This is a genomic window from Pseudomonas sp. GCM10022186, from assembly GCF_042656385.1.
In the GTDB taxonomy this organism is placed as follows: domain Bacteria; phylum Pseudomonadota; class Gammaproteobacteria; order Pseudomonadales; family Pseudomonadaceae; genus Metapseudomonas.
On sequence record NZ_JBHSOU010000063.1, the window covers coordinates 66,627 to 92,193 of the forward strand.

23 protein-coding genes and 2 tRNA genes are annotated in these 25,567 nt (G+C 64.8%); 9 read left to right on the plus strand and 16 right to left on the minus strand.

The annotated features are described in order from the left end of the window. Positions 1-6: 6 nt before the first annotated feature. The 3 genes from imuA to ACFPU0_RS21360 all read right to left on the minus strand — a co-directional run bounded on the left by imuA (position 7) and on the right by ACFPU0_RS21360 (position 5,406). On the minus strand, positions 7-621 hold the full coding sequence (gene imuA, locus ACFPU0_RS21350) for a translesion DNA synthesis-associated protein ImuA (protein ID WP_377695287.1): 615 nt from the start codon (positions 619-621) through the stop codon (positions 7-9). Positions 622-805: 184 nt separating this feature from the next. Beyond that, positions 806-3,643 carry an AMP-binding protein gene (locus ACFPU0_RS21355; protein WP_377695288.1) on the minus strand — a complete coding sequence of 946 codons (2,838 nt, stop codon included), beginning with the start codon at positions 3,641-3,643 and terminating at the stop codon, positions 806-808. Between the two features lie 152 nt (positions 3,644-3,795). Next, positions 3,796-5,406, minus strand: coding sequence for a M28 family metallopeptidase (locus ACFPU0_RS21360; RefSeq protein WP_377695289.1), 1,611 nt, complete (start codon positions 5,404-5,406; stop codon positions 3,796-3,798). A gap of 634 nt (positions 5,407-6,040) precedes the next feature. Between ACFPU0_RS21360 and ACFPU0_RS21365 the strand changes: the two genes are divergently transcribed. From ACFPU0_RS21365 to ACFPU0_RS21375, 3 genes are all read left to right on the plus strand, one after another. Then, positions 6,041-6,331, plus strand: a complete 291-nt coding sequence (locus ACFPU0_RS21365) for a hypothetical protein (RefSeq protein WP_377695290.1) — start codon at positions 6,041-6,043, stop codon at positions 6,329-6,331. 280 nt (positions 6,332-6,611) lie between these two features. Beyond that, complete coding sequence (locus ACFPU0_RS21370) at positions 6,612-6,998, plus strand: hypothetical protein (protein ID WP_377695291.1); 387 nt, start codon at positions 6,612-6,614, stop codon at positions 6,996-6,998. Positions 6,999-7,214: 216 nt separating this feature from the next. After that, positions 7,215-7,451, plus strand: a complete 237-nt coding sequence (locus ACFPU0_RS21375) for a ribbon-helix-helix domain-containing protein (protein ID WP_377695292.1) — start codon at positions 7,215-7,217, stop codon at positions 7,449-7,451. 114 nt (positions 7,452-7,565) lie between these two features. Here the strand turns inward: ACFPU0_RS21375 and ACFPU0_RS21380 are convergent, their stop codons facing one another. Continuing rightward, the gene (locus ACFPU0_RS21380) at positions 7,566-7,949 is read right to left on the minus strand and encodes an HNH endonuclease (RefSeq protein WP_377695293.1); all 384 of its coding nucleotides are present in this window, start codon (positions 7,947-7,949) and stop codon (positions 7,566-7,568) included. A 117-nt stretch (positions 7,950-8,066) separates the two neighbouring features. Between ACFPU0_RS21380 and ACFPU0_RS21385 the strand changes: the two genes are divergently transcribed. Beyond that, a complete protein-coding gene (locus ACFPU0_RS21385; protein ID WP_377695294.1) occupies positions 8,067-8,327 on the plus strand; it encodes a helix-turn-helix domain-containing protein in 261 nt (86 codons plus the stop codon). Positions 8,328-8,410: 83 nt separating this feature from the next. Here ACFPU0_RS21385 and ACFPU0_RS21390 read toward each other — a convergent pair. From ACFPU0_RS21390 to dapA, 4 genes are all read right to left on the minus strand, one after another. After that, positions 8,411-8,500 (minus strand) — tRNA-Ser (locus ACFPU0_RS21390). Between the two features lie 160 nt (positions 8,501-8,660). Then, a complete protein-coding gene (locus ACFPU0_RS21395; protein WP_377695295.1) occupies positions 8,661-9,530 on the minus strand; it encodes a phosphoribosylaminoimidazolesuccinocarboxamide synthase in 870 nt (289 codons plus the stop codon). A gap of 90 nt (positions 9,531-9,620) precedes the next feature. Beyond that, positions 9,621-10,739: an outer membrane protein assembly factor BamC gene (gene bamC / locus ACFPU0_RS21400; protein WP_377695296.1), complete on the minus strand. Its 1,119-nt coding sequence runs from the start codon at positions 10,737-10,739 to the stop codon at positions 9,621-9,623. An 18-nt stretch (positions 10,740-10,757) separates the two neighbouring features. Beyond that, positions 10,758-11,636, minus strand: a complete 879-nt coding sequence (dapA, locus tag ACFPU0_RS21405; protein WP_377695297.1) for a 4-hydroxy-tetrahydrodipicolinate synthase — start codon at positions 11,634-11,636, stop codon at positions 10,758-10,760. Between the two features lie 178 nt (positions 11,637-11,814). Here dapA and ACFPU0_RS21410 point away from each other — a divergent pair, with 178 nt between their 5' ends. Next, positions 11,815-12,372, plus strand: coding sequence for a glycine cleavage system protein R (locus tag ACFPU0_RS21410; protein ID WP_377695298.1), 558 nt, complete (start codon positions 11,815-11,817; stop codon positions 12,370-12,372). Between the two features lie 13 nt (positions 12,373-12,385). Next, positions 12,386-12,859 (plus strand): peroxiredoxin, encoded by a 474-nt coding sequence (locus tag ACFPU0_RS21415; protein ID WP_377695299.1) that lies wholly within the window; start codon positions 12,386-12,388, stop codon positions 12,857-12,859. A 185-nt stretch (positions 12,860-13,044) separates the two neighbouring features. Here the strand turns inward: ACFPU0_RS21415 and ACFPU0_RS21420 are convergent, their stop codons facing one another. Continuing rightward, the gene (locus tag ACFPU0_RS21420) at positions 13,045-14,118 is read right to left on the minus strand and encodes an AI-2E family transporter (protein ID WP_377695301.1); all 1,074 of its coding nucleotides are present in this window, start codon (positions 14,116-14,118) and stop codon (positions 13,045-13,047) included. A 36-nt stretch (positions 14,119-14,154) separates the two neighbouring features. Next, positions 14,155-14,406: a sulfurtransferase TusA family protein gene (locus tag ACFPU0_RS21425; RefSeq protein WP_377695302.1), complete on the minus strand. Its 252-nt coding sequence runs from the start codon at positions 14,404-14,406 to the stop codon at positions 14,155-14,157. 146 nt (positions 14,407-14,552) lie between these two features. Between ACFPU0_RS21425 and ACFPU0_RS21430 the strand changes: the two genes are divergently transcribed. Next, on the plus strand, positions 14,553-15,986 hold the full coding sequence (locus ACFPU0_RS21430) for a M48 family metalloprotease (protein ID WP_377695303.1): 1,434 nt from the start codon (positions 14,553-14,555) through the stop codon (positions 15,984-15,986). Between the two features lie 161 nt (positions 15,987-16,147). On the opposite strand, the gene nadA is transcribed toward ACFPU0_RS21430, so the two are convergent. From nadA to ACFPU0_RS21450, 4 genes are all read right to left on the minus strand, one after another. Further along, positions 16,148-17,206 carry a quinolinate synthase NadA gene (gene nadA / locus ACFPU0_RS21435; protein WP_377695304.1) on the minus strand — a complete coding sequence of 353 codons (1,059 nt, stop codon included), beginning with the start codon at positions 17,204-17,206 and terminating at the stop codon, positions 16,148-16,150. 359 nt (positions 17,207-17,565) lie between these two features. Continuing rightward, on the minus strand, positions 17,566-17,859 hold the full coding sequence (locus tag ACFPU0_RS21440; RefSeq protein ID WP_377695305.1) for a hypothetical protein: 294 nt from the start codon (positions 17,857-17,859) through the stop codon (positions 17,566-17,568). Positions 17,860-17,882: 23 nt separating this feature from the next. Then, positions 17,883-18,080 (minus strand): hypothetical protein, encoded by a 198-nt coding sequence (locus ACFPU0_RS21445; protein WP_377695306.1) that lies wholly within the window; start codon positions 18,078-18,080, stop codon positions 17,883-17,885. A 185-nt stretch (positions 18,081-18,265) separates the two neighbouring features. Continuing rightward, entirely contained in the window at positions 18,266-18,907 is a 642-nt protein-coding gene (locus tag ACFPU0_RS21450) for a response regulator (protein WP_377695307.1), read from the minus strand. Positions 18,908-19,199: 292 nt separating this feature from the next. On the opposite strand from ACFPU0_RS21450, the gene ACFPU0_RS21455 reads away from it, so the two are divergent. After that, entirely contained in the window at positions 19,200-23,492 is a 4,293-nt protein-coding gene (locus tag ACFPU0_RS21455; RefSeq protein ID WP_377695308.1) for a response regulator, read from the plus strand. Positions 23,493-23,527: 35 nt separating this feature from the next. Beyond that, the gene (locus tag ACFPU0_RS21460; protein ID WP_377695309.1) at positions 23,528-24,673 is read left to right on the plus strand and encodes a response regulator; all 1,146 of its coding nucleotides are present in this window, start codon (positions 23,528-23,530) and stop codon (positions 24,671-24,673) included. A gap of 77 nt (positions 24,674-24,750) precedes the next feature. On the opposite strand, the gene ACFPU0_RS21465 is transcribed toward ACFPU0_RS21460, so the two are convergent. Continuing rightward, positions 24,751-24,826, minus strand: a tRNA-Lys gene (locus ACFPU0_RS21465). 58 nt (positions 24,827-24,884) lie between these two features. Beyond that, positions 24,885-25,559, minus strand: coding sequence for a 7-cyano-7-deazaguanine synthase QueC (queC, locus tag ACFPU0_RS21470; protein ID WP_377695310.1), 675 nt, complete (start codon positions 25,557-25,559; stop codon positions 24,885-24,887). Between the last annotated feature and the right edge of the window lie 8 nt (positions 25,560-25,567).

The following is a 25,567-nucleotide window of genomic DNA, read 5'->3' on the forward strand; positions in this document are numbered from 1 at the left end:
GCGGCTTCACCGGGCCAGGGCGATGGGATTCGCCGGTGGCAGACCGCCCCGGCACTTGAGCACCCGCAATTGCGCCGGCAACCCGTCGACGGCGATGCGCAGGGACGCTGGCGAAGGGTTGAGGGCGGCATCCAGGGGGCGATAGGCAAAGGCCAGGGTCTGGCCGCTTTCCGCGGCCACCTGCAAGCGGCGCAAGGCGCGGTCGTCGGCCTGCTGCGGCCAGCAGAGCACCGCGCCGCAACTGCCGGAACGCAGGCACTGCTCGGCGGCCCAGAGCGCGTCGCGGCCGCTGGCCTCCACCAGCGCCAGCCAGCGCAGGTCGACGCCGGCGGCCTGCCAGGCCTGGGGATAGGGGATATGGGGCGGCGCCACCAGCACCACCCGCTCGGCACTGCCGGTCAGCCGCGCCAGGGTGGGCCAGAGCAGGCGCAACTCGCCGAGCCCCGCAGCCGCGACAAGGATTTCGCTGAGCGCGGCTTCAGGCCAGCCACCGCCGGGCAGGACCCTGTCCAGGGCGACGAGGCCGGTGGGCTGGTCGCTGCCGGCCGGCTGCGCGCCGGGCTGGCCCTTCCATACCCGCCGTTCGTTGAGCAGGGTGTCGAGGGCAACGACAGCGCCCATCACCTCGACCCATTGCCGGAAGAAAAAAACGGCAGCCCCGGGAAAGGGCTGCCGAAAGGGCCAGGAACAATCACCAAGGCCATCGGGGGAAATCCTACGGATACTGTATTTATATACAGTAAATCGCGCTACCTGCTCCGCGTCAATCCGGGAAGACGGAAGGCCGTCCCCCCGGCCAGCGCCCTCAACTGAAGCTCAGGGTGCGTTCCGACTCATCCAGGCGTTCCAGCAGCACGGCCCGGGTCGCATCCCGCAACCTGATCGACTCCGGCCAGCCCGGCCCCTCCGCCAGCAGAGGCGCGCAGACACTGACATGGATCGCCCCACGGAGCGGGAACCACTGGCCATCGCGCAGCACCGTGCGGGTGCCACGGATCGCCACCGGCAGCAAGGGAACAGCGGTATTGGCGGCCAGCACGAAGGCGCCCATGTGGAAGGCACGCAAACCCGGTTCACGGGTGAAGGTGCCCTCCGGGAAGAACAGCAACGACTGGCCGGCCCGCAGCGCCCGCTCCAGGGCCTCGCTGTCGGCCACACTGCGTTGCAGGTCGAAGCGTTCGACGAACAGCGCGCCGAGCTTGCGCAGGAACAGGCTGGGGATCCACTGGCCCGCCAGTTCGCGCTTGGCGACGAAAGCGAACCGCGGCGGCAGCGCGGCGCAGAGGATGACCCCATCGAGATAGCTCGCATGGTTGGCGGCCAGCACGCAGGCCCCCTCCCCCGGCAGATGTTCCAGCCCTTCGACGCTGAACGGCACCCCGGCCAGGCGGATGAACAACCGTGCCGCCCAATGCACGAAGGTGCGGCACCAGCGCCCCTGCGGCAGGATCGCAACGCCCAGCCAGGTCAGCGGCGTGACCAGCCAGAACAGCAGCCAGATATACACGGCATAGGAGAGGACGCGCGCGCCCTGCCAGCCACGGCCGAGATGCCCACGCATGGCCTGCGCCAGCAGGCGCAACACCTGGCGCCACGGGGCGAGGCGTGGCCGCCCCGCTTCACCGCGCTCGTACAGTTCACGGCAGGCGGCACGGCGAATCTTGCCGCTGGACGTCTTCAGCACGCTATGGGGAGGGACCAGGACGATATCGTCGGGGGGCACGCCAGCCAGGTCGACCAGTATGCGGTTGACCTCCTGGCGCAGGCGCTGCTGCGCCCCCTCCTCCTGCTCCTGGGCTTCCGCCATCACCACCAGGCGGTCGGTTCCGCTGGCCGCGTCGCGGCTGCCGAATACCGCGACACATCCCTTGCGCAGGCCCGGCAGGTTGCCGACCGCCGTCTCGACATCGTAGGGATAGAGATTGCGCCCGGCACGGATGATCAGGTCCTTGGCGCGGCCGGTGAGATAGACCTCGCCATCGGCCATGTAGGCGAGGTCGAGGGAGTCCATCCAGCCATCGCGCAGGACCCGGGCGGTTTCCTCCGGGGCGCGGTAATAACCCGAGGTGGTCGAAGGCCCGCTGAACTGCAGGTGACCTTCCCGGCGCTCGGGAAGTTCGACGCGGCGGTCGTCGACGATGCGAATCTGGTGTCCCGGCAGGGGGCGGCCGCAGGAGACGAAGCTGAGGGTGGCGCTATCGTCCGTCCCTGGCGCCAGTGCCTGGCCGCGAAGCTGGAATGCCTCGCGCTGCACCCGGTCGACCAGCGGCCCTCGGCCCAGGGGCGGGAAAGACACGCCCAGGGTGCCCTCGGCCAGGCCGAAGACCGGCGTCAGTGCAGTCGGTGCCAGGCCGTAGCGCGCGAAACGCTCGGCGAAGCGCTGCAGGGTGGCCGGGCTGACCGGCTCGGCGCCGTTGAGGGCCAGGCGCCAGCTGCTCAGGTCCAGGCCTTCGAGATCGCTGTCGGCGAGTTTGTTCAGGCACAGCTCGTAGGCGAAGTTGGGCGCCGCCGACAGGGTGCCGCGGAAGCGGTCGATGGCCCATAGCCAGCGCGCCGGCCTGGACAGGAAGGCCAGGGGCGACATCAGCACCAGATTGAAACCGTAGTAAAGGCTGCCCAGCCAGGCGCCTATCAGCCCCATGTCGTGGTACATGGGCAGCCAGCTGACGAACAGGTCACCCGGCCCCACCTGCAGCACGGTGCCCATGGCACGCAGGTTGGCCAGCAAGTTGGCGTGGCTCACCATCACCCCCTTGGGCTGGCCGGTGCTGCCCGAGGTGTACTGCAGGAAGGCGATATCGTCCGGCTGCCGCACCACCGTCGCGCATTCGCGCCCCTCGCCACCCAGCTCGGCAACGCTGGCGATGCGCGCCAGGCTCGGCACCAGGGGGCGGAGCAGCTGGGCCAGCAGCCTCGCCTCGGGGACGGTGATCAGCACGCTGGCCTCGGCGTTGCGCAGGATGCCGGCCTGACGCTGCAGGTGATCCTCGATCTGCGACAGGCGCAGCGGCGGGTAGATGGGCACCGGTATGCCGCCCGCGAGCAGGATGCCGAAAAAGCCCAGGAGAAAGTCGCGCCCGGTGGGCAACATCAGCGCCACCGCCTGCCCGGCGAGCAGGCCACCACGCTGCAGACCCGCCGCGACGGCCAGGGCGCCCTGCTGCAAGGCGCCGTAGCTGATTTCGTCCGGCTGCTCGTCATCCCCCAGCAGGAGCACGTGGGTCTGCCCGGAGTGCCGGCGTACATGCCAGTCCAGCACGTCGATCAGGGTCAGTGCGGCATCCGGTGTGTGCCGGTCGCCCGCGGCGGGCTCGCCAGGATGGCCGGAACGGGTGGGTTGCAGCGGCCGGGAAGCCGGGCTGCGCTGCAGGACGTGCAGCACATCGGCGGGGGTGCTGGCCGAGGCGAACAGCTCCTGCGGCAATCGAACCGCGAACTCCTGCTCGATGCGCGACCAGAGTTCGACCCGGGCCAGGCTGTCCACCCCCAGATCGCGGTCCAGCACGCTGTGCAAGGTGACCCGCAAACCTTGTGCAGCCTGTGGGCGCAGTTCGGTCACCGTGCGCTGGACGATCCCCAGCAGTTTTTCCGCATCCCCGTCACGGGCGGGAACGTTGCCGGCTTCCGCAGGCGGACGAGACATAGGCGGCCCTCGTGACTAAAGGTAATCGCCTTTGTCCAGTATGGGCCCGTACCGGCCTTTGCGCGGCCGTGGGCCCCTGGAGCTTCGTTTCGGCGCGTATCCGGCGCCGGCCTGGGCTCTGCGCCGGCCCCCCGGCGCAGAGGGCTCAGGCATTATCTGACGTAATGGTTACCCCAGCGCTCGGCCTGGCGTACCGACTGTATGCGCAGCGTGGTGGTCCCCTGGGCTTGCTGGGCGGCGGCGATCTCGTCGTCGATGATCTTCGTCGACAGCGACAGCCAACTGGTGGCGAAGGCCATGGCGTCGCCGTTGATCTCCAGGGCGTTCAGATCGATGTTGCCGATGTCGTCGCAACCCTGGTGGTAGCAGGGATCGAAGGCCTGGCCGGCGGCGCCGCCGTACTTCTGCGCCTGCTCCTCGCTCTTGATGTCCTCGGCACCGGTGAACAGGCCACCGAAGGGGATGCCCACTTCGAAGAACTGCGCATAGTCGGAGCGGAAGTCGATCTGGGTCCCCTCGAAGGGTTCGCCACGCAGATTGAAGTAGGCCTCGAACAGGCGCTCGATGGCCGCCGAGCCGGGCGGGCCCTGCAGGCCGAAGGAGGAACCGTCGCCGTCATAGATGAAGTTGGCGAAGTTCGGCGAACCTATCATGTCGAAGTTCAGGTACGCCTTGATCTTCTGCCGCTCCTCGTCGCTCAGGCTGTTGACGTAGAAGGTCGAGCCCACCAGCCCGGACTCCTCGGCCCCCCACCAGGCGAAACGCACCTTGTTCTGCGGATGCGCCTTGCGCAGCAGCACGGCCATCTCCAGCAGGGCCGCGCTGCCCGAGCCGTTGTCATTGACGCCGGGGCCCTCGAACACCGAGTCCAGGTGGGCGCCAGCCATCACCACGTTGTCCGGGTTGCCGCGCGGAGTCTCGGCCACCAGGTTGAAGGTCTCGGTCTTGTCGCGGATCACGTCCGCCACCATATGCAGTTGCAGGCCGGCGGTCTGCGACCAGGCCACGCCGTTGTCATAGGTGGCGAAGAACACCGGGATGCCGCCCTCGTAGGTGTCGCCCAGGGTGACGTTCTCCAGGCCCTTGCGCTCTTCGGTATTGCCCTGGTTGAAGATGATCGCCCCCACCGCACCGGCGGCCGCGGCATTCTCCGCCTTCACTTCGAAGGTGCAGCTGCCACGCTGGATCAGGGCAATGGCGCCACTGGGGAAGCCGGCGAAGTCTTCCGCCTCGCAGCCGCTGGTGGAGGTATTGCCGGCTCCGAGGGCCAGGTCCACCGCCACCACCGGCGCGCTGACATCACCGGGCTCGGTCTGCGACAGGTAGTTGAAGTCCTCCTCCCAGACGTAGCTGGCCGGCTGCGGCGTCAATGCCTGCAAGGTGCCCGGCCCCTTCGGGAAGAAGGCGGTGAAGGGGAACGGCTGCACCTGCACCTGGTAGCCGGCGCGCTCCAGGGTCTGTTTCACGTAGTCGATCGAGGCCTGGTAGCCCGGCAGCCCGGCGGCGCGATTGCCGTCGTTGAGGGTGGCGATATCCTGCAACGCCTGCAGGCGGCTCATCACATTGCTCGCCTCGAGGCAGCGCGGCAGGCCCAGCGGCGTGCCGACCAGCACAGGCGACTTGCAGATACCAGGGTTGGGCTTGCCGGGGCTCCAGAACTCGCCGAAGGCATCGCCTTCAGGCACCGGGGCGGCAAGGGTGGAAGTGGAAGCAGCGAGAACCAGGGAACCAACAACACGTCTGACGCTGTTCTTGTGGGTCATGACTTCAATCCTTTTGAAGTGGCTGTAGGCGGCCTGCCATGGCATTGCGCCACTGTCCTGTACGGCTTCCTCTGGGGCAGGCCTAGGAGAAGAGACTGGCGCAAGGTCGTTCAGTTCTTCCAACTCCTTGTAAAAAACGTGCAGCTTGTCGCCTTTTCCGTGTCAATTCGCCGGAGATGATCAAGGCAACTGGCCATTAGCGGATGCCGGCAGCGAAGAAGCCGCCAACAAGTCCATGTGGCGCCAGAGCCTGCACCCCCACCGCGGCCTTATGCCCACACCAGCAGCAGGACGTGTGCGCAACGCTGCTACGCCAACGAAATCACCCTAAAAAGCGAAACTCGGCAAGGTTTCGGCCAATGCCAGTCGCGAATTCGACTTGATGCTCATCAGCAATGACCTACAGTACAGCGACACAATGGAGTGCCTGGTGCCCGGAGCGCCGCCAGGCCGGTCAACAGCAAAAGCTGAACCCGATGGAGACCCTGGATGGGCAGTGAAGAGAACCTGGAAAACCCCGACCGCTCGGGGGCTTCATCGGCAGCAGGCCGAAGGCTTGGGTATAGGCGACGTGTTTTGCGGCATCCCCAGGCTATCGTTGTTCATTGCAGCACCCAATGACAGGGAGGTCGGTATGGGACTGGAAGACCGCAATTGGCTCCAGGAAACGCACCCGGAACCAGAAGGCAGGACGTGGAAGCGCCCGGATCGCACCACGACACCAACCGACGACGCCCAGGACAACGCGTCGAGCGAGCCCATGAACCACCCGGCCAGGCAACGCACCCGGCCCTCCTGCGTCCAACCGCAGGCACAGGAAATCATCGAGGGACGCAACCGCACGTCACCTCCCCCCGTTTCCCTGGCCGTACTGCTGGTTCTTTGCCTTTCCGTTGCGGCGGCGGCGCTCTACCTCTACTTCTGAAGGCCTGACCACCGACTGCGGAACAGGAACGGTTTCTCGACCGGCAGCACCATCTCGAATGGCTGCACCGCCCCTTCGGCACGCTTTCAGACCAGCGCATTTCCCTCTCAATCCAGGACGGAAAAAGGGGAATACACTTACTCCGCACAGGCAGCGGCCACTTGGGGGAGGATTCCCGCCCCCTCAGTCGACGGCCTCCGCTCCCAGGCGCCCTGCCACGACCGGCCAGCCGGCAATATCAGACCGGGCTAGCCAAATGCACCAGCCTGGAGCAACAGCCATGAACAATACGAACCCTGGCAACTCTTCAGCATTCCTTCTTGGCGGCAAAGTCCTGCTTCTATCCACTCTGCTGATCGCAACAGGCTGTGCGCAAAATCCCGACATCAGGGCCAGCCGCGACGGTACGTCCGGCGTCACGAGCCGAGCCGATACGGATTACGTGAACTGCGTGAAGGATGGCATCCGGCACGACGCGGCAACCTTCACCCAGGCGGAGAACGGCAAGACCCTTTTCTTCATGGGCAGCACTGATCCCGCCAAGGCCTCAGGCCTGGTGGAACTCTCCAGCGCCCCAGGCCAGAGCCACTTTTCCGTCTATCAGCGAAATGCCTGGCAGGACAAGGGAAGGCTGATCAATGCGGCGGTGATGTGTTCCAGGGCTTGAGACGTTGGTGCCTATCGAACGGGAGGCGGCCATGAGCGAGTGCGTGTCGACGCCCTCGTGAGCCTTGGAAGAAAATCCCTGGATCCAGCAAGCAAACGCCCCGCAGAGTGGAATCTGCGGGGCATTTTCATGACTAGCTTCGGCACGTTCCTGGCACCTGGCCCGGGCACCCGCTGCTAACATGGCTTGGCAAAATTTGCCAAAAGGCTGGCTCCCATGAGCACCATGAACATCTCCCTGCCCGACTCCCTGAAAAGCTTTGTCGATAAGCAGGTCAGCCAGCGCGGCTATGGCACTAGCAGCGAGTATGTGTGCGAGCTGATCCGCAAAGACCAGGACTGCCAGCGCCTGCGCAACCTGCTCCTGGAAGGCGCCGCATCCGAGCCTGCAGCCCCCGCCGATGACAACTATTTCGAGGCTCTGCGCAACCGAGTGCAGAACGCCAGCGCATGAAGGCCTAGCCCATCATTCCCCGCGCCCTGGCCAATCGGGATATCGAGGACACTGTCAGCGACCTCCCGTTAGCAGAAACGCTGGCGCAGTTTCCGGCGCGGGCTCGCGGACCTGCTACGACACACTTGTCGAAGATGCAGGCAACAGTTCTCCGGCACACCGGTAGACCCAATCCTGGTGCCAACGCCGGCTCTGCAACCTGCCCAGGACATAGCGCCTGTAGTGGTCCGGCGACATGGGCTGTTTGCGATCGTGGCGTTTGCAGTTGCAGTAGGAACAAGCGGCCACGATGTTCTCCGGCTCATCCCCACCTCCTTCACGGCGAGCCACCAGATGCTCGGCCGTGCACTTGAAGCGCCCTGCCTGCCTCAGTGATATGCGGTGCTTGTGGGCAAAACCTTCGATCCCTTTCAGCCACATGGCGACTCCGCAGTAGAAGCAACGGCCAGACTGGTTGATGTAAGCATTGAATCGATGCCGGATAAGCGCGCGGGACATGGTTCGGTCCTTGGCAGCCTCGCCAAATCTCCTCCGTGGGTGTATTGGCAAATTATCCCAAATTCAGATATCCCAAAACCGGATTTACGGTCAGCTGTTTCTGAAGGAGCAGCCGACATGGTGAAAGGTATCTACCGCCCGGAGTACGAAACGCTCACGCAGTTGATCAGGCAAATGCGCGCCAATGCTGGAATGACGCAAAGCCAATGCTCGGAGGCCCTGGGCCGGCCGCAGTCATTCATGAGCGATGTGGAGAATGGTTCACGCAGGCTGGATCTCGTCCAGATACGCGATCTGTGCGCTGTGCTGGGAACTGATCTCCCAACCTTCGTACGCACCTACGAGAGCCTCCTGGCAGGCTCCGAGCAGGACAGATGATGGCGTGAAGATACGCCTGGGGCTCGATAGCGGCCCCAAAGCAAAAAGCCCCGCAGACCAAGGTCTGCGGGGCTTTTCATGTATGGCGGGAAGATAGGGATTTGAACCCTAGGTGCCATTGCTGACACAACGGATTTCGAATCCGTCCCGTTCGGCCACTCCGGCATCTTCCCGAACGGCGCGCATGATACCAGCTCATCGGCCTTTGGCGAAGCCCGTGGCGCGATTTTTTCGCGTGGTTTCAGATGGTTGCGGTGCATAGAGGAAATCCGAGGTGCCGGACACCGCCCTCACCCCTGGCCCCTCTCCCAGAGGGAGAGGGGAACAAAAGCATCAGGAAGTCAGCTTGGTCAGGGCTTCGCGGTACTTGTCGGCGGTCTTCTGCGCGACTTCGGCGGGCACGGCCGGGGCCGGGGGTTCCTTGTTCCAGCCGGTGGATTCCAGCCAGTCGCGGACGAACTGCTTGTCGAAGCTCGGCGGGTTCTTGCCTTCGACGTAGCTTTCCACCGGCCAGAAGCGGCTGGAGTCGGGGGTCAGCACTTCGTCCATCAGCGTCAGGGTGCCGTCTTCGTCGATGCCGAATTCGAACTTGGTGTCGGCGATGATGATGCCGCGGGTGGCGGCGTATTCGACGGCGGTGCTGTACAGGGCGATGGCGGTGTCACGGACCTTGGCGGCCAGTTCCTTGCCGATGATGGCTTCGCACTGCTCGAAGGAGATGTTCTCGTCGTGGTCGCCGACCGCCGCCTTGGTGGAGGGGGTGAAGATGGGTTGCGGCAGCTTGGAGGCTTCCTTCAGGCCGGCCGGCAGCTGGATGCCGCAGACGGTGCCGGTCTTCTGGTACTCCTTCCAGCCGGAGCCGACGATGTAGCCACGCACGATGGCTTCGACGGCCACGGGTTTCAGACGCTTGGCCACCACGGCGCGGCCTTCCACCAGGGGCAGTTCGGCGGCGGGCACCACGTCTTCCACCTTGTCACCGGTGAAATGGTTGGGAACGATGCCGGACAGCTTGTCGAACCAGAAGTTGGAGATGGCGGTGAGGATCTTGCCCTTTTCCGGAATCGGCTGGTCGAGGATCACGTCGAACGCGGAGAGGCGGTCGGTGGCGACCATCAGCATGCGCTTGGCGTCGATTTCGTAAAGGTCGCGGACCTTGCCCGAGTAGATCTTCTTCAAGCTGAGGGTGGTGGGTGTGCTCATGTCGTTTTTCCGCCTTTATCAAACGAAACAGGCGAAACCCGGGGGTTTCGCCTTGTTGTTTCCACGATTCGCCGTGAGCCGGCGTACCGCTTAGCCGAGGTTTTCCTGGATCAGGGTCAGCACGCGGCGCGCCACATCGGCGGGGGCCACGGTGTTGATGTCCTTCTCCACCGTGACCTGCACGCTGTCGCCGACGCGGGTCAGGCGAACCTGGTAGCGCTCGGCGCGGGCCTCGATCTCTTCCTCGCTGGGGTCGCTGCCCCACAGGCGGCTGAAGAAGCCGGGCTTCTCGTCCTTGTCCTTCGCGCCTTCGGCGAGGTTGATGTAGTAGACGCCCAGGCTGCGGTTGAGGTCGTCGACGCGTACGTCGGCGGTCTCCAGGGCGCGACCGACGCTGGACCAGGAACGGTCGAAGTCGGCGCCGAGGCTGAGCATGGGGTTGCCGTTGCCGTCTTCGGACAGCGTCACGCGGCTAGGCGCGTCGAAGTCGCGGGCGGCGAGCAGGGAAACGGAACCACCCTGTTCGGCGCTGCGGGCCATGGTGGCGAGCATTTCGTCCAGCAGTGCGGCTTCCAGGCTCGGATTGTCGGAACGGCTCGGCCAACCGGTGTCGGCGGTGCTGCCCGCCGGACGGGTGACGCTGGTGACGAAGATTTCGCTGGTATTGCGCTGCACGCCCGGCTCGATGCGCACGCGGGCACGGACTTCGCTGTCCGGCTCGACGCCGCTGACACGGCTGCCCAGGCGACGGGCCAGGGGGCCGGAGAGCTGGTCGAGGCGCTGCCAGTCGGTGCTGAATTCACCGGTCTGCGGGCGCTCGTCGGCGATGCGGAAGCCGCCATCCTCGAAGAACTGGCGGGCCACCGGCCAGACCTCCGCCGGGACGCGCTGGGCGACCACCCAACGGGAGTCGCCGCTCTTCTGCAGGCTGTAGTCGCTGACTTCGCCCTTGGCCTGCAGGGCCTGCGGACGCGGTACCTCGAATTCACCTTCGGCACGGCTGCTGGCGACGTTCATCGGCACCGGCAGCAGCGGGTCGAGGCGCTTGGCGTCGACATTCGGGGGAAGCTGCATGGGAGCGGTCTGGCGCGCTTCCAGGTAATCGCTGCCGCGGTCGCGGAAGTAGCCTTCCGGGCCCCAGAGCCAGCCGCAACCGCTGGTGCTGGAAATGATCAGGGCGAGTGCGGAGAGTCCGGCCAGTCGCTTCATGCGGGATGTTTCCTTGGATTAGGCGAGAACGCCGGACTGGCGCATTGCTTGACGCAGGGGTTCGTGGCAGCGCGGGCTGAGCCAGGTCAGCGGCAGGCGGATGCCATCGGGAATCAGACCCATCTCGTGCAGGGCGAACTTCACCGGGATCGGGTTGGACTCGATGAACAGCGCCTTGTGCAGCGGCATCAGCTTGTCGTTGATGGCACGGGCGGCAGCGGCCTCGCCACGCATGGCGGCGGCGCAGAGGTCGGCCATGGCGCGCGGCGCGACGTTGGCGGTCACGGAGATGTTGCCCTTGCCGCCCATCAGCATCAGCTCGACGGCAGTGGCGTCGTCACCGGAGTAGACGAGGAAGTCCTTGCTCACGCGGTCGAGCACTTCCTGGCCACGCTGCAGGTCGCCGGTGGCTTCCTTGATGCCGATGATATTGCTGATCTTCGACAGGCGCTCGACGGTTTCCGGGAGCATGTCGCACACGGTGCGGCCCGGTACGTTGTAGAGGATCTGCGGGATGGCCACGTTTTCGGCGATATGGCGGAAATGCTGGTACAGGCCTTCCTGGGTCGGCTTGTTGTAGTACGGGGTCACCAGCAGGCAGGCATCGGCGCCGACTTTCTTGGCGGCGGCGGTGAGCTCGACCGATTCGCGAGTGGAATTGCCACCGGTACCGGCGATGACCGGGATGCGGCCATTGACCTGGTCGACCACACGGCGGATCACTTCCACGTGCTCGGTGACGTCCAGCGTCGCGGACTCACCGGTGGTGCCGACGGCGACTATGGCGTTGGTGCCCTCTTGAAGATGGAAGTCGACGAGTTTGGCCAGGCTGTCCCAGTCCAATTGACCCTGCGCATCCATGGGCGTAACCAGTGCCACCATACTGCCCGCAATCATGCAACCGCTCCTGCCGGAAAAAGAGAGCCGTAATGGTACTGTCGGCTCTGGCCTTGCACAAGGTGAACGCAAGCGCCGTCAGGCGGCTACGGCATTCCCCCCGGCGCCGCTTTTCGCTAACCTTCCCCGTTTGAACAGCGCGGCCCCGGTCGCCCTCCCCTCGCTTTAGGAATGCTGCATGTCCACCACCCCGCCCCGCGAACAATTCCTCCTGATCAGTGCCCTGGGCCGCAACCCGATGGAGCTGACCAATGTGCTGTGTCGCGCCAGCCAGGAAAACCGCTGCGCCGTGGTCAGCAGCCGACTGACCCGCCACGGCGAGTTCTGCGCCCTGGTGCTGCAGATTTCCGGCAGCTGGGACGGCCTGGCGCGCCTGGAATCGGGGATGACTGCGCTGTCCAAGCGCCATGGCTTCACCGCCAATGTGACCCGCAGCAACGCCCTCGAGATGCGTCCCCAGGCGCTGCCCTATGTGGCCTATGTCAGCGCGGCCTACCGCCCGGACATCCTCAATGAGCTGTGCCAGTTCTTCATCGATCACCGCGTCGAGCTGGAAAACCTCACCTGCGACACCTACCAGGCGCCGCAGACCGGCAGCACCATGCTCAACGCCACCATCACCGTGACCCTGCCCGCCGGCACCCAGATCAGCTGGCTGCGCGACCAGTTCCTGGATTTCGCCGATGCCCTGAACCTGGACGCCCTGATCGAACCCTGGCGTCCGCAACATCCCTGAGGAGCCGAGAAACATGGCCGTTTCCCTCGACCACCCCGTCGCCGATTTCACCGCCCAGGCCACCAGTGGCCAGGAGGTCAGCCTGTCGGCCCTCAAGGGCAAGCAGGTAGTGCTCTACTTCTACCCGAAGGACAGCACGCCCGGCTGCACCACCGAAGGCCAGGGCTTCCGTGACCAGCACGGCGCCTTCCTGGCGGCCAATACCCTGATCTTCGGCGTTTCCCGCGATGGCATGAAGTCCCACGAGAACTTCAAGTGCAAGCAGGAGTTTCCCTTCGAGCTGATCTCCGACAAGGACGAGGCGCTCTGCCAGTTGTTCGATGTAATCAAGCTGAAGAAGCTCTACGGCAAGGAATACCTGGGCGTCGACCGCAGCACCTTCCTGATCGACAAGGACGGCGTGCTGCGCCAGGAGTGGCGCGGCGTGAAGGTACCGGGCCATGTGGATGCGGTGCTCGCCGCAGCCCAGGCGCTGAACAAGGGCTGAAGCCCGATCCAATAAAGGCCGCGATTGCGGCCTTTTTCGTTGGTGTACATGGCTGGGGCGGGTCGGGCGGCGTTCCGCGAGACTGCGAAACCCATCGATCGGCGGTGATGGGTTTCGCTCCGCTCTACGCCATCCTACAGAGGCTCAGGAACACGCCGATCAGCCAGTAGGGGGATAGCGCTTTTCTATCCACCAAGGGCCGCATTGCGTGGGCCATTGCGGGGCCAGGCATCCAGCACTGCCTTGAACAGCGTCGCCAGGGGAATGGCGAAGAACACCCCCCAGAAGCCCCAGAGCCCGCCGAACAGCAGCACGGCGCAGATGATCGCCACCGGGTGCAGGTTCACCGCCTCGGAGAACAGCAGCGGCACCAGCACGTTGCCATCCAGGGTCTGGATCACCGTATAGACCACCATCAGGTAGATGAACTGGTCACCCCAGCCCCACTGGAACAGCGCGATCAGCGCCACCGGCACCGTCACCACCACCGCGCCCACATAGGGCACCACCACCGAGAGCCCCACCAGCAGGGCCAGCAGTGCCGCGTAGTTGAGGCCCAGCCAGACGAAGGCCACGTAGGTGACGCCGCCACAGATGACGATCTCGATCACCTTGCCGCGGATGTAGTTGGCGATCTGGATGTTCACCTCGTCCCAGACCTGGGTCATCAGGCCGCGTTCGCTGGGCAGGTAGTTGCTGAACCAGCGGCCGATCAGCTCGCTGTCCTTGAGGAAGAAGAACACCAGGATCGGCACCAGCACCAGGTAGATCATGATGTTGACCAGCAACGGCAGGCTCGACAGCGAGAAGGTCAGCGCCCACTGGCCGAGCTTGCCGATCTCGCTGCGCGTGACCTCGATGGCCCTCAGCACCTGCTCATCGGTCACCAGGTGCGGGTAGCGCTCGGGCAGCAGCAGCAACAGCGATTGCCACTCGGCGAGCATCCCCGGAAGTTCCTGGAACAACGTACTGAGCTGCTGCCAGAGCAGCGGCAGCAGCACGCCCAGGATCAGCGCCAGCACGCCGATGAACAGGGTGAAGACGATCCATACCGCGAGGGTCTGGGGCAACCGTATGCGTTCCAGCAGGTTGACCAGCCCCTGCATGAGAAAGGCCAGCACCATCCCGGCCAGCACCGGCGCGAGCATGTTGCCGAGGGTAAGGACGGCGGTGAAGCCGAGAAACAGGACCACGGCCAGCACCACCGCCTCCTCGTCGGAGAAGTAGCGCTGCACCCAGTCGCGAAGCACCTTGAACATCAGGATTCCTTGGATGGCCCGGAACCCGGGCCGGGGTCAGGCCTTGCGCAGCCAGTAGCGAAACACGCCGTCTTCGACCTCTTCCTTCAGCAACTGGTGCCCTGCGAGTTGGGCGAAAGCGCGGAAATCGCGCTGGGAGCCGGCGTCGGTGGCGATCACCTTGAGCACGGCGCCGCTGGGCAAGCGATTGAGCTCGAGCTTGGCCTTGAGCAGAGGCAGTGGGCAGTTCAGGCCGCTGGCATCCAGCTCGGCGTCGAAAGCGAGGGTTCGACTGGCGGTGTCAGACATCATGGTTCTCCGGGGTAGGCGCCTGGCGGTCCGTGGGGGGCGGAAATTCTTGAGCGGATGGTTAGGATACCCAAGGCAGAGCGCTGCTGGCCAGCCGGCGGGCCTGGAGGCTACAGTTAGGCCTTTGCCGCCAACGAGCCCAGTGCATGAATCTTCTGCGCCCCACTCTGCTGACGCTTGCCTGCCTTCTCGCGCCTCCGGCCATGGCCGACGACCTGCCCTCCCTGGGAGACTCCAGCTCCTCCATCGTCTCCCCGGACCAGGAACACCAGCTCGGCCGCGCCTGGCTCAGCCTGCTGCGCGGCCAGGTGCCGCAGCTCAACGATCCGCAACTCAAGGACTATGTCGAGTCCAGCGTCTACCGCCTGGCCGAAACCAGCCAGCTGCAGGACCGCCGCCTGGAGTTCGTGCTGCTCAACAGCCCGCAACTGAACGCCTTCGCCGCCCCGGGCGGGATCATCGGCGTCAACGGCGGCCTGTTCCTCTATGCCCCGACCGAAGCCGAGTATGCGTCGGTACTGGCTCACGAACTGGCGCACTTGTCGCAGCGCCACTTCGCCCGCGGCGTCGAGGCCCAGCAGCGCATGCAGATCCCGGTGATGGCGGCGATGCTCGCCGGCATAGTCGCCGCGGCAGCCGGTGCCGGCGATGCCGGCATGGCAGCGATCATGGGTACCCAGGCGGCGGCCATCCAGGAACAGCGGCGCTTTTCCCGGCAGAACGAACAGGAGGCCGACCGCATCGGCCTGCTCAACCTGGAAAAAGCCGGCTATGACCCACGCGCCATGCCGCGCATGTTCGAACGCCTGATGCGCCAGTACCGCTACGATGCCAAGCCGCCGGAATTCCTCCTGACCCACCCGGTGACCGAGAACCGTATCGCCGACACCCGCAACCGCGCCGAACAGCTGCCCCCCGGCGGTGTCGAGAACAGCCTGCGCTACCAGCTCATGCGCGCCCGCGTACAGCTGATGTTCGAGGAAACCCCGGGCATCGCCACCAAGCGCTTCCGCGCCATGCTCGACGACGACCCGAAACTGGACGCGGCCCGCTACGGCCTGGCCATCGCCCTGATCAAGGGCGGCCAGCTCAACCAGGCGCGGGAAAACCTTTCCCCGCTGCTGGCCAAGGCGCCCAACGAGATCGTCTACAACCTGGCCCAGGTGGACCTGGACATCACCGCCAACCGCCTGGCCGAGGCCCAGCAGCGGGTGGAGCGGATGCTCGCCCAGTACCCCAACAACTACCCGCTGAAGCAGGCCCGCAGCGACCTGCTGCTCAAGCAGAACAAAGCCAAGGAGGCCGAGAAGGTCCTCGACGACCTGCTCAGGACCCGCTCCGACGACCCGGATATCTGGTACCAGGTGGCCGAAGTCCGTGGGCTGGCCGGCAACACCATCGGCCTGCACCAGGCGCGCGCCGAGTACTTCGCCCTGGTGGGCGACTTCGACCAGGGCATCGAGCAGCTGGACTTCGCCAAACGCCGCGCCAGCAGCAACTTCCCCCTGGCCGCACGCATCGACGCCCGCCAGCAGGAGCTGATCCAGCAGCAGGCGATGGTCAAGCAGATGATGCGCTAATGCGAAGGGACCGCTGCGCGGTCCTTGGCGAATGAATTCGCCCCTACAGAGGCACGTATCTTCTTGTAGGGGCGAATTCATTCGCCAAGCAGGCCAACGGCCTGCCAGACAGCCCCTACAAGAAAGCCCGGACAAGTCCGGGCTTTCTTATGGCGTGACGATCAGGCGTTGCCGGCCTGCTTCAGACGCGCCGCCTGGGTGAAGTCGAGCATGCGCTTGAGCGGCTTTATCGCCTTGGGGATAAGCGCCGGGTCGACGAAGATCTCGTTGCTGCCTTCGCGCAGGCATTGCAGAGTGCGCTCCAGGGTGTTCATCGCCATCCACGGGCAATGGGCACAGCTGCGGCAGGCCGCGCCGTTGCCGGCGGTGGGGGCCTCGATGAACTGCTTGTCCGGGCACAGCTGCTGCATCTTGTAGAAGATGCCGCGGTCGGTGGCGACGATGAAGGTCTTGTTCGGCAAGGTCTGCGCGGCCTTGATCAACTGGCTGGTGGACCCCACCGCGTCGGCCAGTTCGATCACCGCCTCGGGGGATTCCGGGTGGACCAGCACGGCAGCGTCCGGGTACAGCGCCTTCATGTCCTGCAACTGCTTGGCCTTGAACTCCTCGTGGACGATGCAGGCGCCGTCCCAGAGCAGCATGTCGGCACCGGTTTCACGCTGGATATAGCGGCCCAGGTGCTGGTCCGGCGCCCAGATGATCTTCTCGCCGTTGTCCATCAGACTCTCGACGATTTCCAGCGCGCAGCTGGAGGTCACCACCCAGTCGGCACGGGCCTTCACCGCGGCCGAGGTATTGGCGTATACCACCACGGTGCGCTCGGGATGCTGGTCGCAGAAGGCCGAGAACTCGTCCACCGGGCAACCCAGGTCCAGGGAGCAGGTGGCCTCCAGGGTGGGCATCAGCACGCGTTTTTCGGGGTTGAGGATCTTCGCGGTCTCGCCCATGAAGCGCACGCCGGCCACTACCACGGTCTGTGCCGAGTGCTGGTTGCCGAAACGCGCCATTTCCAGGGAGTCGGAGACGCAGCCGCCGGTTTCCTCGGCCAGTGCCTGGATCACCGGATCGCAGTAGTAATGTGCCACCAGCACGGCGTCCCGCGCCTTCAGCTCGGCGGCGATGGCGGCACGAAAGTGCGCCTCTTCCTCGGCCGTCAGCTGCTTGGGCTGCTTGGCGGCAAGGTGGGCCTGGACCAGAAAGCGTTCGGAAAGCTGTGTCATAGAACTGGAACCTGCGAGCGCATTGACGCGGAAACAATTATACACCCGGGCCCTTGTGGCCTGGATGCCACAGGGATTGGGGGGCGGATCATACCGCAGATTGGGCGGCTCCGGGACAGGCCCGGCAGCCACCGTCCGTCCACGGTGCCGCAAGGGCCTTGCCTTCCCACTGCCGACAATAAAAAAGCCTGCCTTGAAAAGGCAGGCTTGGACCAGCATCACCTGTACGACTCGTTCCTCTGACCATGGTGCGCTCCGCACCAGAACGGTCTCACAGGTAGTTTAAAGTCCCAACATCAGCACCAACCTGAAATAGGCCAGCTCCTTGGAGCCGGGCACGGCCAGAAGGCAAGACCGGCCTATCTCCTTCCCTTCATGCACAGCAGAGCCAGATAGCCGCCCCAGACCACGCTTGCCAGAGCGACCACCTGGTTGAAGTCAAAATCGCTTTGGTTCATCAGCATCAACGAAAGCTCGACATACAAGAACAAGGCTCCCGCTGCCAGAGCAAGCAAGTACGCGCTCCTGGTCCTGGTTCGACGCAGCAGTAACACCTTTCTCATTCCATCGGCCTTCCACTCCCGGAGCGGTATGCACTGGACCTCCTCCAGCAGCACCAGCCCCCACAGCAAGGCACACAGCCAATAACCCATTGTTCAACCTCCGGTTTGCTCGATCACTCGACACGATTGCGGCACTCGTTCCGGGCTGGACGTCCCGGCGTCGGCAAGGACGAATCCAGCTGGTTCAGCGCAGGCGATCCCGAATCAAGAAACGGCAGTTCGAGCTGGATGGGGTGTGTCCAGAAATCGGTTGTGGCGTTGCGCTTGTGGAAACCTTGCATGGGATGCGGCGATGCATTGATTGATTGCATGATTCGCCTCCCGTCGATAGACATTCCTGAAAAAATGCCGGAGAAACCCTCTCCACCGGCGACCTGTTCTGGTAGTGGAGGGAACTATGCGGAAGCGGCGCAGTCGCCGGTATCGTCATTCGCGCGCACCTACTGTCGTTGTAGCGGCCATGCGCGTGTAGGGTTTCGACTACAGGCACGTTGCCCTATGTCAGCAGACCGTTTTCCAGGGCATAGCGCGCCAGCTTGGCATTGCTGTCCATGCCGGTCTTTTCCAGGATGCGCGAGCGATAGGTGGTGACAGTGCTCGGGCTGAGGTGCAGGAGTTCTGCGATGCGGACGATCCGTTCGCCCGAGGCGAGCAGCTTGAGGACTTCCAGCTCCCGGTCCGAGAGCATTTCGTGGGGGGCGCCGCCGCCGGTGCCAATGGCGTTGACCAGCTGCTCCGCCAGCTCGGGGGTGACGTGCTTGCCGCCCTGGGCCGCCTTGCGCACGGCGTCGACCAGGGTGCCTGCGGAAATGTCCTTGGTCAGGTAGCCCGCGGCACCAAGCTTGATGGCGCGCAGCGCGTAGGCCTCGATGGAGTGCATGCTCAGCATCAGCACCGCCAGCCTGGGCTTGTCGCTGCGCAACATCCTGAGCAGGTGCAGGCCGCTCTTGTCGGGCAGGCTGATGTCCACCAGCGCCACGTCGAAGTCCTGGGCCTGGACCAGGCGCATCGCTTCCTGGGCCGTCTCGGCCTCGCCAGTGACATCGATCTCGCCTGCCGTTTCCAGCATGCGCCGCACGCCATTGCGCACGATGCTGTGGTCATCCACCAGCAGGACCCTGATTCTGCGGTCAGTCATGGGACGCCCCCGAGGCAGGCCGATGCGCTGCACAACTAGGTTTGCCGACGAACCTTCACACTATTCCTGCCATCGAGGACCGGCAAGCCACGGAGGCCGCCACCAGGACTGGCGGCCAAAGCCTTCGACCCGGCAGCTATAGTTTCAGGATGCGAACGTGGGCGGTCCCGGGTCTGCTGCCCTGGCCCCTCCCGCGTGAGCTCCAGTCCGGGGCAGCTCCATCCCTGGCGCCTGAGCTTCCTGCCGACGCAACGCTCCGGGAAAAGGATTCAGAATCCTGGCGGGGCGAACCATGGCTACACAAACGCCACCCGAACAATTGGACCTGGCGGTCTTGCTCGCGACCCTGAAGGCCTTCCGCAGGGGCGATTTCAGCACGCGCATGCCGGAGGACCGGAGCGGGATACCGGGCAGGATCGCCGAGACCCTCAACGAAATCATCGAAATGGCCGCGGATACCGTCAGCGAGATGGAACGCGTGGCGCGGCAGGTCGGCAAGCAGGGCAAGGTCCACGAACGCATCGAACTGCCGATGCTGCGGGGCTCGTGGCGCACCATCGTCAATTCGAGCAATGCCCTGACCAATGACCTGATCAGCCCGATGAGCGAGATGATCCGTGTCATCGGCTCGGTGGCCGAAGGCGACCTGCACCAGCAGATGCCTACGGAATTCGACGGCCTGAAGCTGAAGGGCCAGTTCCTGAAATCGGCGGAGACGGTGAACACCATGGTGATGCGCCTCGGTTCCTTCACCGCCGAAGTGACCCGGGTGGCGCGCGAGGTCGGTACCGAGGGCATCCTCGGCGGCCAGGCCAAGGTGCCGGGAGTCTCCGGCACCTGGAAGGACCTGACCGACTCGGTGAACAGCATGGCCGCCAACCTGACCAACCAGGTGCGCAACATAGCCGACGTCACCACGGCGGTGGCGCGCGGCGACCTCGGCAAGAAAATCACGGTGGAGGCCAGGGGCGAGATCCTCGAGCTGAAGGACACCGTCAACACCATGATCGACCAGCTCTCGAACTTCGCCGACGAAGTGACGCGGGTGGCGCGTGAAGTGGGCACCGACGGCAAACTCGGCGGCCAGGCCACCGTGACCGGCGTGGGCGGTACCTGGAAGGCCCTGACCGACTCGGTGAACAGCATGGCCGCCAACCTGACCAACCAGGTCCGCAATATCGCCGACGTGACGACCGCGGTGGCCAAGGGCGATCTCGGGCGCAAGATCACCGTGGAAGCCAAGGGTGAGATCGTCGAGCTGAAGAACACCATCAACACCATGGTCGACCAGCTCAACAGCCTTGCCGCCGAAGTGACGCGGGTGGCCCGCGAGGTCGGCAGCGAGGGCAAGCTCGGCGGCCAGGCCCAGGTGGAAGGCGTTTCCGGGACCTGGAAGGACCTCACCCAGAACGTGAATTTCATGGCCGCCAACCTGACCAACCAGGTGCGCGGCATCGCCAAGGTGGTGACCGCTGTGGCCAACGGCGACATGAAGAAGAAACTCACCCTCGAGGCCAAGGGCGAAATCGCCGAACTGGCCGACACCATCAACGACATGACCGATACCCTGGCGCTGTTCTCCGAACAGGTCACCTCGGTGGCGCGGGAGGTGGGTGTCGAGGGCAAGCTGGGGGGCCAGGCCAATGTGCCGGGCGCCGCCGGCACCTGGCGCGACCTCACCGACAACGTGAACGGCCTGGCCGCCAATCTGACCAGCCAGGTCCGGGCCATCGCCGACGTGGCCACCGCCGTGACCAAGGGCGACCTGACGCGGGAAGTGCAGGTGGATGCCAAGGGCGAAGTGGCGGAGCTGAAGGACAACGTCAACGAGATGATCCGCAACCTGCGCGAGACCACGCGGCAGAATGCGGAGCAGGTCTGGCTGAAGGCCAACCTGGCGAAGTTCACCCGCCTGCTCCAGGGCCAGCGCGACCTGTGTGCCGTCGCCAGGCTGGTGCTGTCCGAACTGGCACCGCTGATCGAGGCCCAGCACGGCGTGTTCTACATGATGACCGAGACCCCGCCCGACGCCCCGACGCTCAAGCTGCTGTCGACCTACGCGTTCAAGGGCAATATCAACGTCAACGACGAATGGCGGCTGGGCGAGGGGCTGGTCGGCCAGTGCGCCTATGAAAAACGGCGCATCCTGCTGACCGATGTCCCGAGCAGCTACGTGGCCATCTCCTCGGGACTCGGCGCGGCAGCACCGCTGAATATCGTCGTGCTGCCGATCCCTTTCGAGGACAAGGTCAAGGCTGTGGTCGAGATGGCCTCGCTGACCGCGTACAGCCCGATCCATCAGCACTTCCTCGACCAGCTCGCCGAATCCATCGGTATCGTGCTCAATACCATCGAAGCCAACATGCGCACCGAGGAACTCCTCGCCCAGTCGCAATCCCTGGCGCAGGAGCTGCGCGTCCAGCAGGAAGAGCTGAAACAGACCAACGAAGAGCTGGAGCACAAGGCCCGCCTGCTGGAGGAACAGAAGGCCGAAGTGGAACGCAAGAACCGCGAGGTGGAGATCACCAAGCTGTCGCTGGAGGAGAAGGCGGAGCAGCTGATGCAGACCTCGAGGTACAAGTCCGAATTCCTTTCCAGCATGTCCCACGAACTGCGTACGCCCCTGAACAGCCTGCTGATCCTGGCCCAGCAGCTCAGCGACAACGCGGAACGCAACCTTACGCCCAAGCAGGTCGAGTACGCCCGGACCATTCACAGCGCCGGCAAGGACCTGCTGGAGCTGATCGACGAGATCCTCTACCTGTCCAAGATCGAGTCGGGCACCGTCACCCTGAACCTCGACGAAACCCTGTTCTCCGACCTGCACGACCAGATCGAACGCATTTTCCGCCCCGTGGCCGAGAGCCGGGGGCTCGGTTTCACCATCGAACTGGCGCCAACCCTGCCCTCCTCCATCTGGACCGATGGCAAGCGCCTGTTGCAAGTGGTGAAGAACCTGCTGTCCAACGCCTTCAAGTTCACCGAGAACGGCGGTGTCCGGATCGCCATCGCCCCCGCCGCCTCGGGGTGGAGCGAAGACCATGGTGAACTCAATAGCGCCAATCCGGTGGTGGGCTTCGTGGTCACCGATTCCGGCATCGGCATTCCCGTCGACAAGCAGCACCTGATATTCGAGGCGTTCCAGCAGGCCGATACCGGGACCTCGCGCAAATACGGCGGCACCGGGCTCGGCCTGTCGATCAGCCGCGAACTCGCGCGCGTGCTGGGCGGGGAGCTGAGGCTGATCAGGAGCGAGCCCGGCAAGGGCAGCAGCTTCGCCCTGTTCGTACCGGTGCGGGCCCACGAAGCGAACCGGCTGGCGGTGGAGGAATCGCTGGCCGAAGCCGGGTACGACTTCCCGCCAGCGCAGCCGGCACAAATTGTGGACGACCGCGAGTCGGTGCAGCCAGGGGACCGGGTGCTGCTGGTATTGAGCGCCGATGCGCGCCTCACCGCCACCTGGCTCAGCGCCGCACCACAGCAGGGCTTCAAATGCATCGCCAGCCCCCGCGGCGGGGAGGCGCTGGAGTTGATCGAGCGGTACAGCCCGGCGGCCATCAGCCTTGACCTGGATGTGTCGGACGTCAACGGCTGGCAGGTGCTCGAACGGATCAAGCTCAACCTCGCCACGCGGCACATTCCCGTGCAGGTCGTCGCCAGCAGGGATGAGCGCACCCAGGGCCGGCGCCTCGGCGCGTTCGGCTTCCTGGTCAAGCCGCTGGCGGCCACCGACATCAGACAGGCGCTGGCAGCCCTGGCGAAGTTCATCCAGCGCAAGACCAGGAACCTGCTGCTCGTCGAAAGCGACGAAGGCGAGCGCGCGCAGATCCTCGATCTGCTCGGGGATGGCGATGTGCAGCTGGAAGCGTTCGGCAGCTGCGCCGAGGCCTTGAAGCGGCTGGGCAGGAAGCGCGTCGACTGCCTCGTCGTGGACCTCAAGAGCTGCGGCGCCAGCGGCATCGAATTCCTCGAGACGCTGCAGCAGGGCCCGGCGACCCGCGACATCCCGACTACCGTCGTCGGCAGCGAGACCCTGACCAGGCCCGAGCTGAGGCGCCTGAGGCTGCTGCTGGGACGGGGCGTGATCAAGGAGGTCCGCTCCCTGGAGCGCCTGCTCGACGAAACCATGCTGTATCTGCACCGCAGCCTGGCTGGGCTGTCGGAGGCGCAGCGCAGGGTGCTGGAACGCCTGCATGAGGCCTCGGAAAGCCTGGAGGGCAGGAAAGCCCTGGTGGTGGACGACGACGTGCGCAATATCTTCGCGCTGACCAGCGTGCTGGAATCCAATCGGATACAGGTGGTTTCGGCCGAGAATGGCCGAAGCGCGATCGAGATCCTGCAAGAGCAGGCGGACATCGACATCGTCCTGATGGACATCATGATGCCCGGCATGGACGGCTTCGAGACCATGCGCCAGATTCGCCGGTATCCGAAGTTCGACGCGCTGCCGATGATCGCGCTGACGGCCAAGGCGATGGAAGGCGACCGGGAGCGCTGCATCGAGGCCGGCGCATCCGACTACGTCAGCAAGCCGGTGAACACCGATCAGCTGCTGTCATTGATACGCAAGTGGCTCTATCGCTGACCCCTGCCTGGCGCAGGTGAGAAGAGGACTCCGAGATGGGGACCGAGCGGCAGGAAATACCGGTATTCAGGGAGCAGACCCAGTTCCACCACCTCACACCTCCGGACGGTGTGCCGGCGGCCCTCCTGCTGGTGGACGACAATTCGGCCAAGCTCGCTGCGCTCGCCGCCGTGGTGGCCGACATGGGCCTGGAGATCAGCACCGCCACCTCCGGACGCGAAGCCCTGCGCCTGCTGTTGCAGCGCGACTTCGCCGCGATCCTGCTGGATGTGAAGATGCCGGAGATGGATGGTTTCGAGACCGCGACCCTGATCCATGGCCGCCCGAAGTCGGCGCACACGCCGATCATCTTCATCACGGCCGAAGCCAGTTCGGACTCCGAAAGGATTCGCGGTTACAGCTCCGGCGCGGTGGACTTCATCTTCTCGCCGATCCTGCCCGAAGTGCTGCGGGCCAAGATCCAGGTATTCGTCGACCTCTTCTACCTGCAGCGAAAGCTGACACTGCAGGCCGAGGAGCTGTTGCGCTCGAAGTTGCAGTTGCGCGACCTGGCCTCCTATCAGGAGCAGATCAAGGAAGAGGAACGCAAACGCATTGCCCGAGAAATCCACGACCAGTTGGGACAAAGCCTACTGGCACTTCGGATGGACGTGTCCATGCTGCAGGAACGCGCCGACGCCCTGCCCCGGGAACTCGTGGAACGGGTGAGCGACGCACTCAACCACATCGATACCGCGATCAGGAGCGTGCGCGCCATCATCAACGACCTGCGACCGCCGGTGCTCGACCTGGGCCTGCAGGCGGCGATCGAGTGGCAGCTCGAGGAATTCCGCCAGCGCACGGGCACCGACTGCAGGCTGCAGGTAAGTGGGGCGGACTTCCACTGCGACCAGGACGACCAGCGGGCCACCGCGCTGTTCCGCATTCTCCAGGAGGCGCTGTCGAACATCACCCGGCACGCGCAGGCGACACGAGTTCAGGTGGAGCTGAAACAGGACGGGCGAAGACTGCAGCTGCGGATCGAGGACGACGGCATCGGCATGACGGACGAGCGCAAGGCGGACTCCTTCGGACTGGCGGGCATGAAGGAGCGCATCGGCATGCTGGGTGGGGAGCTCCGCATCGACAGCTCGCCGAACAGCGGGACCACCCTGACCATCAGCATGCCGCTGGACACTTGAGCGACAGGCCTTCGCAAGCCGCCCGGAGAAACACCCGGAAACGAAAAAGCCCGCCTGAAAAGGCGGGCTTTGGAAGGTGGTGGGTCGTGTAGGATTCGAACCTACGACCAATTGGTTAAAAGCCAACTGCTCTACCGACTGAGCTAACGACCCAACGCGAGGCGCATGATACTGATTTTATTCATGAATTCAACACCCTCGCGAAAAAAAATTACTGATAGCGCGTAGGATCCTTCACTCCAGCCGCAGAAAAGCCCGCCGCACGCAGTCGGCAGCTATCGCATTTGCCGCAGGCACGACCATCATCGTCAGCCTGATAGCAGGACACGGTCAGCCCGTAATCGACGCCATGGCGCATGCCGGCCTGGACGATCTCGGCCTTGCTCAGGTTCTGCAGCGGCGCACGGATGCGGAAGCCATCCCCTTCTACCCCGGCCTTGGTGGCGAGGTTGGCCATGCGCTCGAAGGCTTCGACGAACTCGGGGCGGCAGTCCGGATAGCCGGAGTAGTCCACGGCGTTGACGCCGATGAAGATGTCGCGCGCACCCAGCACCTCGGCCCAGCCCAGGGCGAGCGAGAGGAACACGGTGTTGCGCGCCGGCACGTAGGTCACCGGAATGCCCTCGGTGGGGCTCTCGGGCACGTCGATGGAGGTGTCGGTCAGGGCGGAACCGCCAATACCGTTCAGGTTGAGGCCGATCACCTTGTGCTCCACCACGCCCAACTGGCGGGCCACGCGCTCGGCCGCATGCAGTTCGGCGCGATGGCGCTGGCCATAGTCGAAACTCATGCTGTAGCAGGCGTAGCCTTCGGCGCGGGCCAGGGCGACCACAGTGGCCGAATCCAGGCCGCCGGACAGGAGGATGACCGCTTTCTTCTCGCTCATGGGATATC

Bases quoted from the DNA above. Each gene is read 5' to 3' on its own strand.
- imuA (WP_377695287.1), bottom strand. From the start codon at position 621: ATGGGCGCTGTCGTTGCCCTCGACACCCTGCTCAACGAACGGCGGGTA.
- ACFPU0_RS21355 (WP_377695288.1), bottom strand. From the start codon at position 3,643: ATGTCTCGTCCGCCTGCGGAAGCCGGCAACGTTCCCGCCCGTGACGGG.
- ACFPU0_RS21360 (WP_377695289.1), bottom strand. From the start codon at position 5,406: ATGACCCACAAGAACAGCGTCAGACGTGTTGTTGGTTCCCTGGTTCTC.
- ACFPU0_RS21365 (WP_377695290.1), top strand. From the start codon at position 6,041: ATGGGACTGGAAGACCGCAATTGGCTCCAGGAAACGCACCCGGAACCA.
- ACFPU0_RS21370 (WP_377695291.1), top strand. From the start codon at position 6,612: ATGAACAATACGAACCCTGGCAACTCTTCAGCATTCCTTCTTGGCGGC.
- ACFPU0_RS21375 (WP_377695292.1), top strand. From the start codon at position 7,215: ATGAGCACCATGAACATCTCCCTGCCCGACTCCCTGAAAAGCTTTGTC.
- ACFPU0_RS21380 (WP_377695293.1), bottom strand. From the start codon at position 7,949: ATGTCCCGCGCGCTTATCCGGCATCGATTCAATGCTTACATCAACCAG.
- ACFPU0_RS21385 (WP_377695294.1), top strand. From the start codon at position 8,067: ATGGTGAAAGGTATCTACCGCCCGGAGTACGAAACGCTCACGCAGTTG.
- ACFPU0_RS21395 (WP_377695295.1), bottom strand. From the start codon at position 9,530: ATGAGCACACCCACCACCCTCAGCTTGAAGAAGATCTACTCGGGCAAG.
- bamC (WP_377695296.1), bottom strand. From the start codon at position 10,739: ATGAAGCGACTGGCCGGACTCTCCGCACTCGCCCTGATCATTTCCAGC.
- dapA (WP_377695297.1), bottom strand. From the start codon at position 11,636: ATGATTGCGGGCAGTATGGTGGCACTGGTTACGCCCATGGATGCGCAG.
- ACFPU0_RS21410 (WP_377695298.1), top strand. From the start codon at position 11,815: ATGTCCACCACCCCGCCCCGCGAACAATTCCTCCTGATCAGTGCCCTG.
- ACFPU0_RS21415 (WP_377695299.1), top strand. From the start codon at position 12,386: ATGGCCGTTTCCCTCGACCACCCCGTCGCCGATTTCACCGCCCAGGCC.
- ACFPU0_RS21420 (WP_377695301.1), bottom strand. From the start codon at position 14,118: ATGTTCAAGGTGCTTCGCGACTGGGTGCAGCGCTACTTCTCCGACGAG.
- ACFPU0_RS21425 (WP_377695302.1), bottom strand. From the start codon at position 14,406: ATGTCTGACACCGCCAGTCGAACCCTCGCTTTCGACGCCGAGCTGGAT.
- ACFPU0_RS21430 (WP_377695303.1), top strand. From the start codon at position 14,553: ATGAATCTTCTGCGCCCCACTCTGCTGACGCTTGCCTGCCTTCTCGCG.
- nadA (WP_377695304.1), bottom strand. From the start codon at position 17,206: ATGACACAGCTTTCCGAACGCTTTCTGGTCCAGGCCCACCTTGCCGCC.
- ACFPU0_RS21440 (WP_377695305.1), bottom strand. From the start codon at position 17,859: ATGGGTTATTGGCTGTGTGCCTTGCTGTGGGGGCTGGTGCTGCTGGAG.
- ACFPU0_RS21445 (WP_377695306.1), bottom strand. From the start codon at position 18,080: ATGCAATCAATCAATGCATCGCCGCATCCCATGCAAGGTTTCCACAAG.
- ACFPU0_RS21450 (WP_377695307.1), bottom strand. From the start codon at position 18,907: ATGACTGACCGCAGAATCAGGGTCCTGCTGGTGGATGACCACAGCATC.
- ACFPU0_RS21455 (WP_377695308.1), top strand. From the start codon at position 19,200: ATGGCTACACAAACGCCACCCGAACAATTGGACCTGGCGGTCTTGCTC.
- ACFPU0_RS21460 (WP_377695309.1), top strand. From the start codon at position 23,528: ATGGGGACCGAGCGGCAGGAAATACCGGTATTCAGGGAGCAGACCCAG.
- queC (WP_377695310.1), bottom strand. From the start codon at position 25,559: ATGAGCGAGAAGAAAGCGGTCATCCTCCTGTCCGGCGGCCTGGATTCG.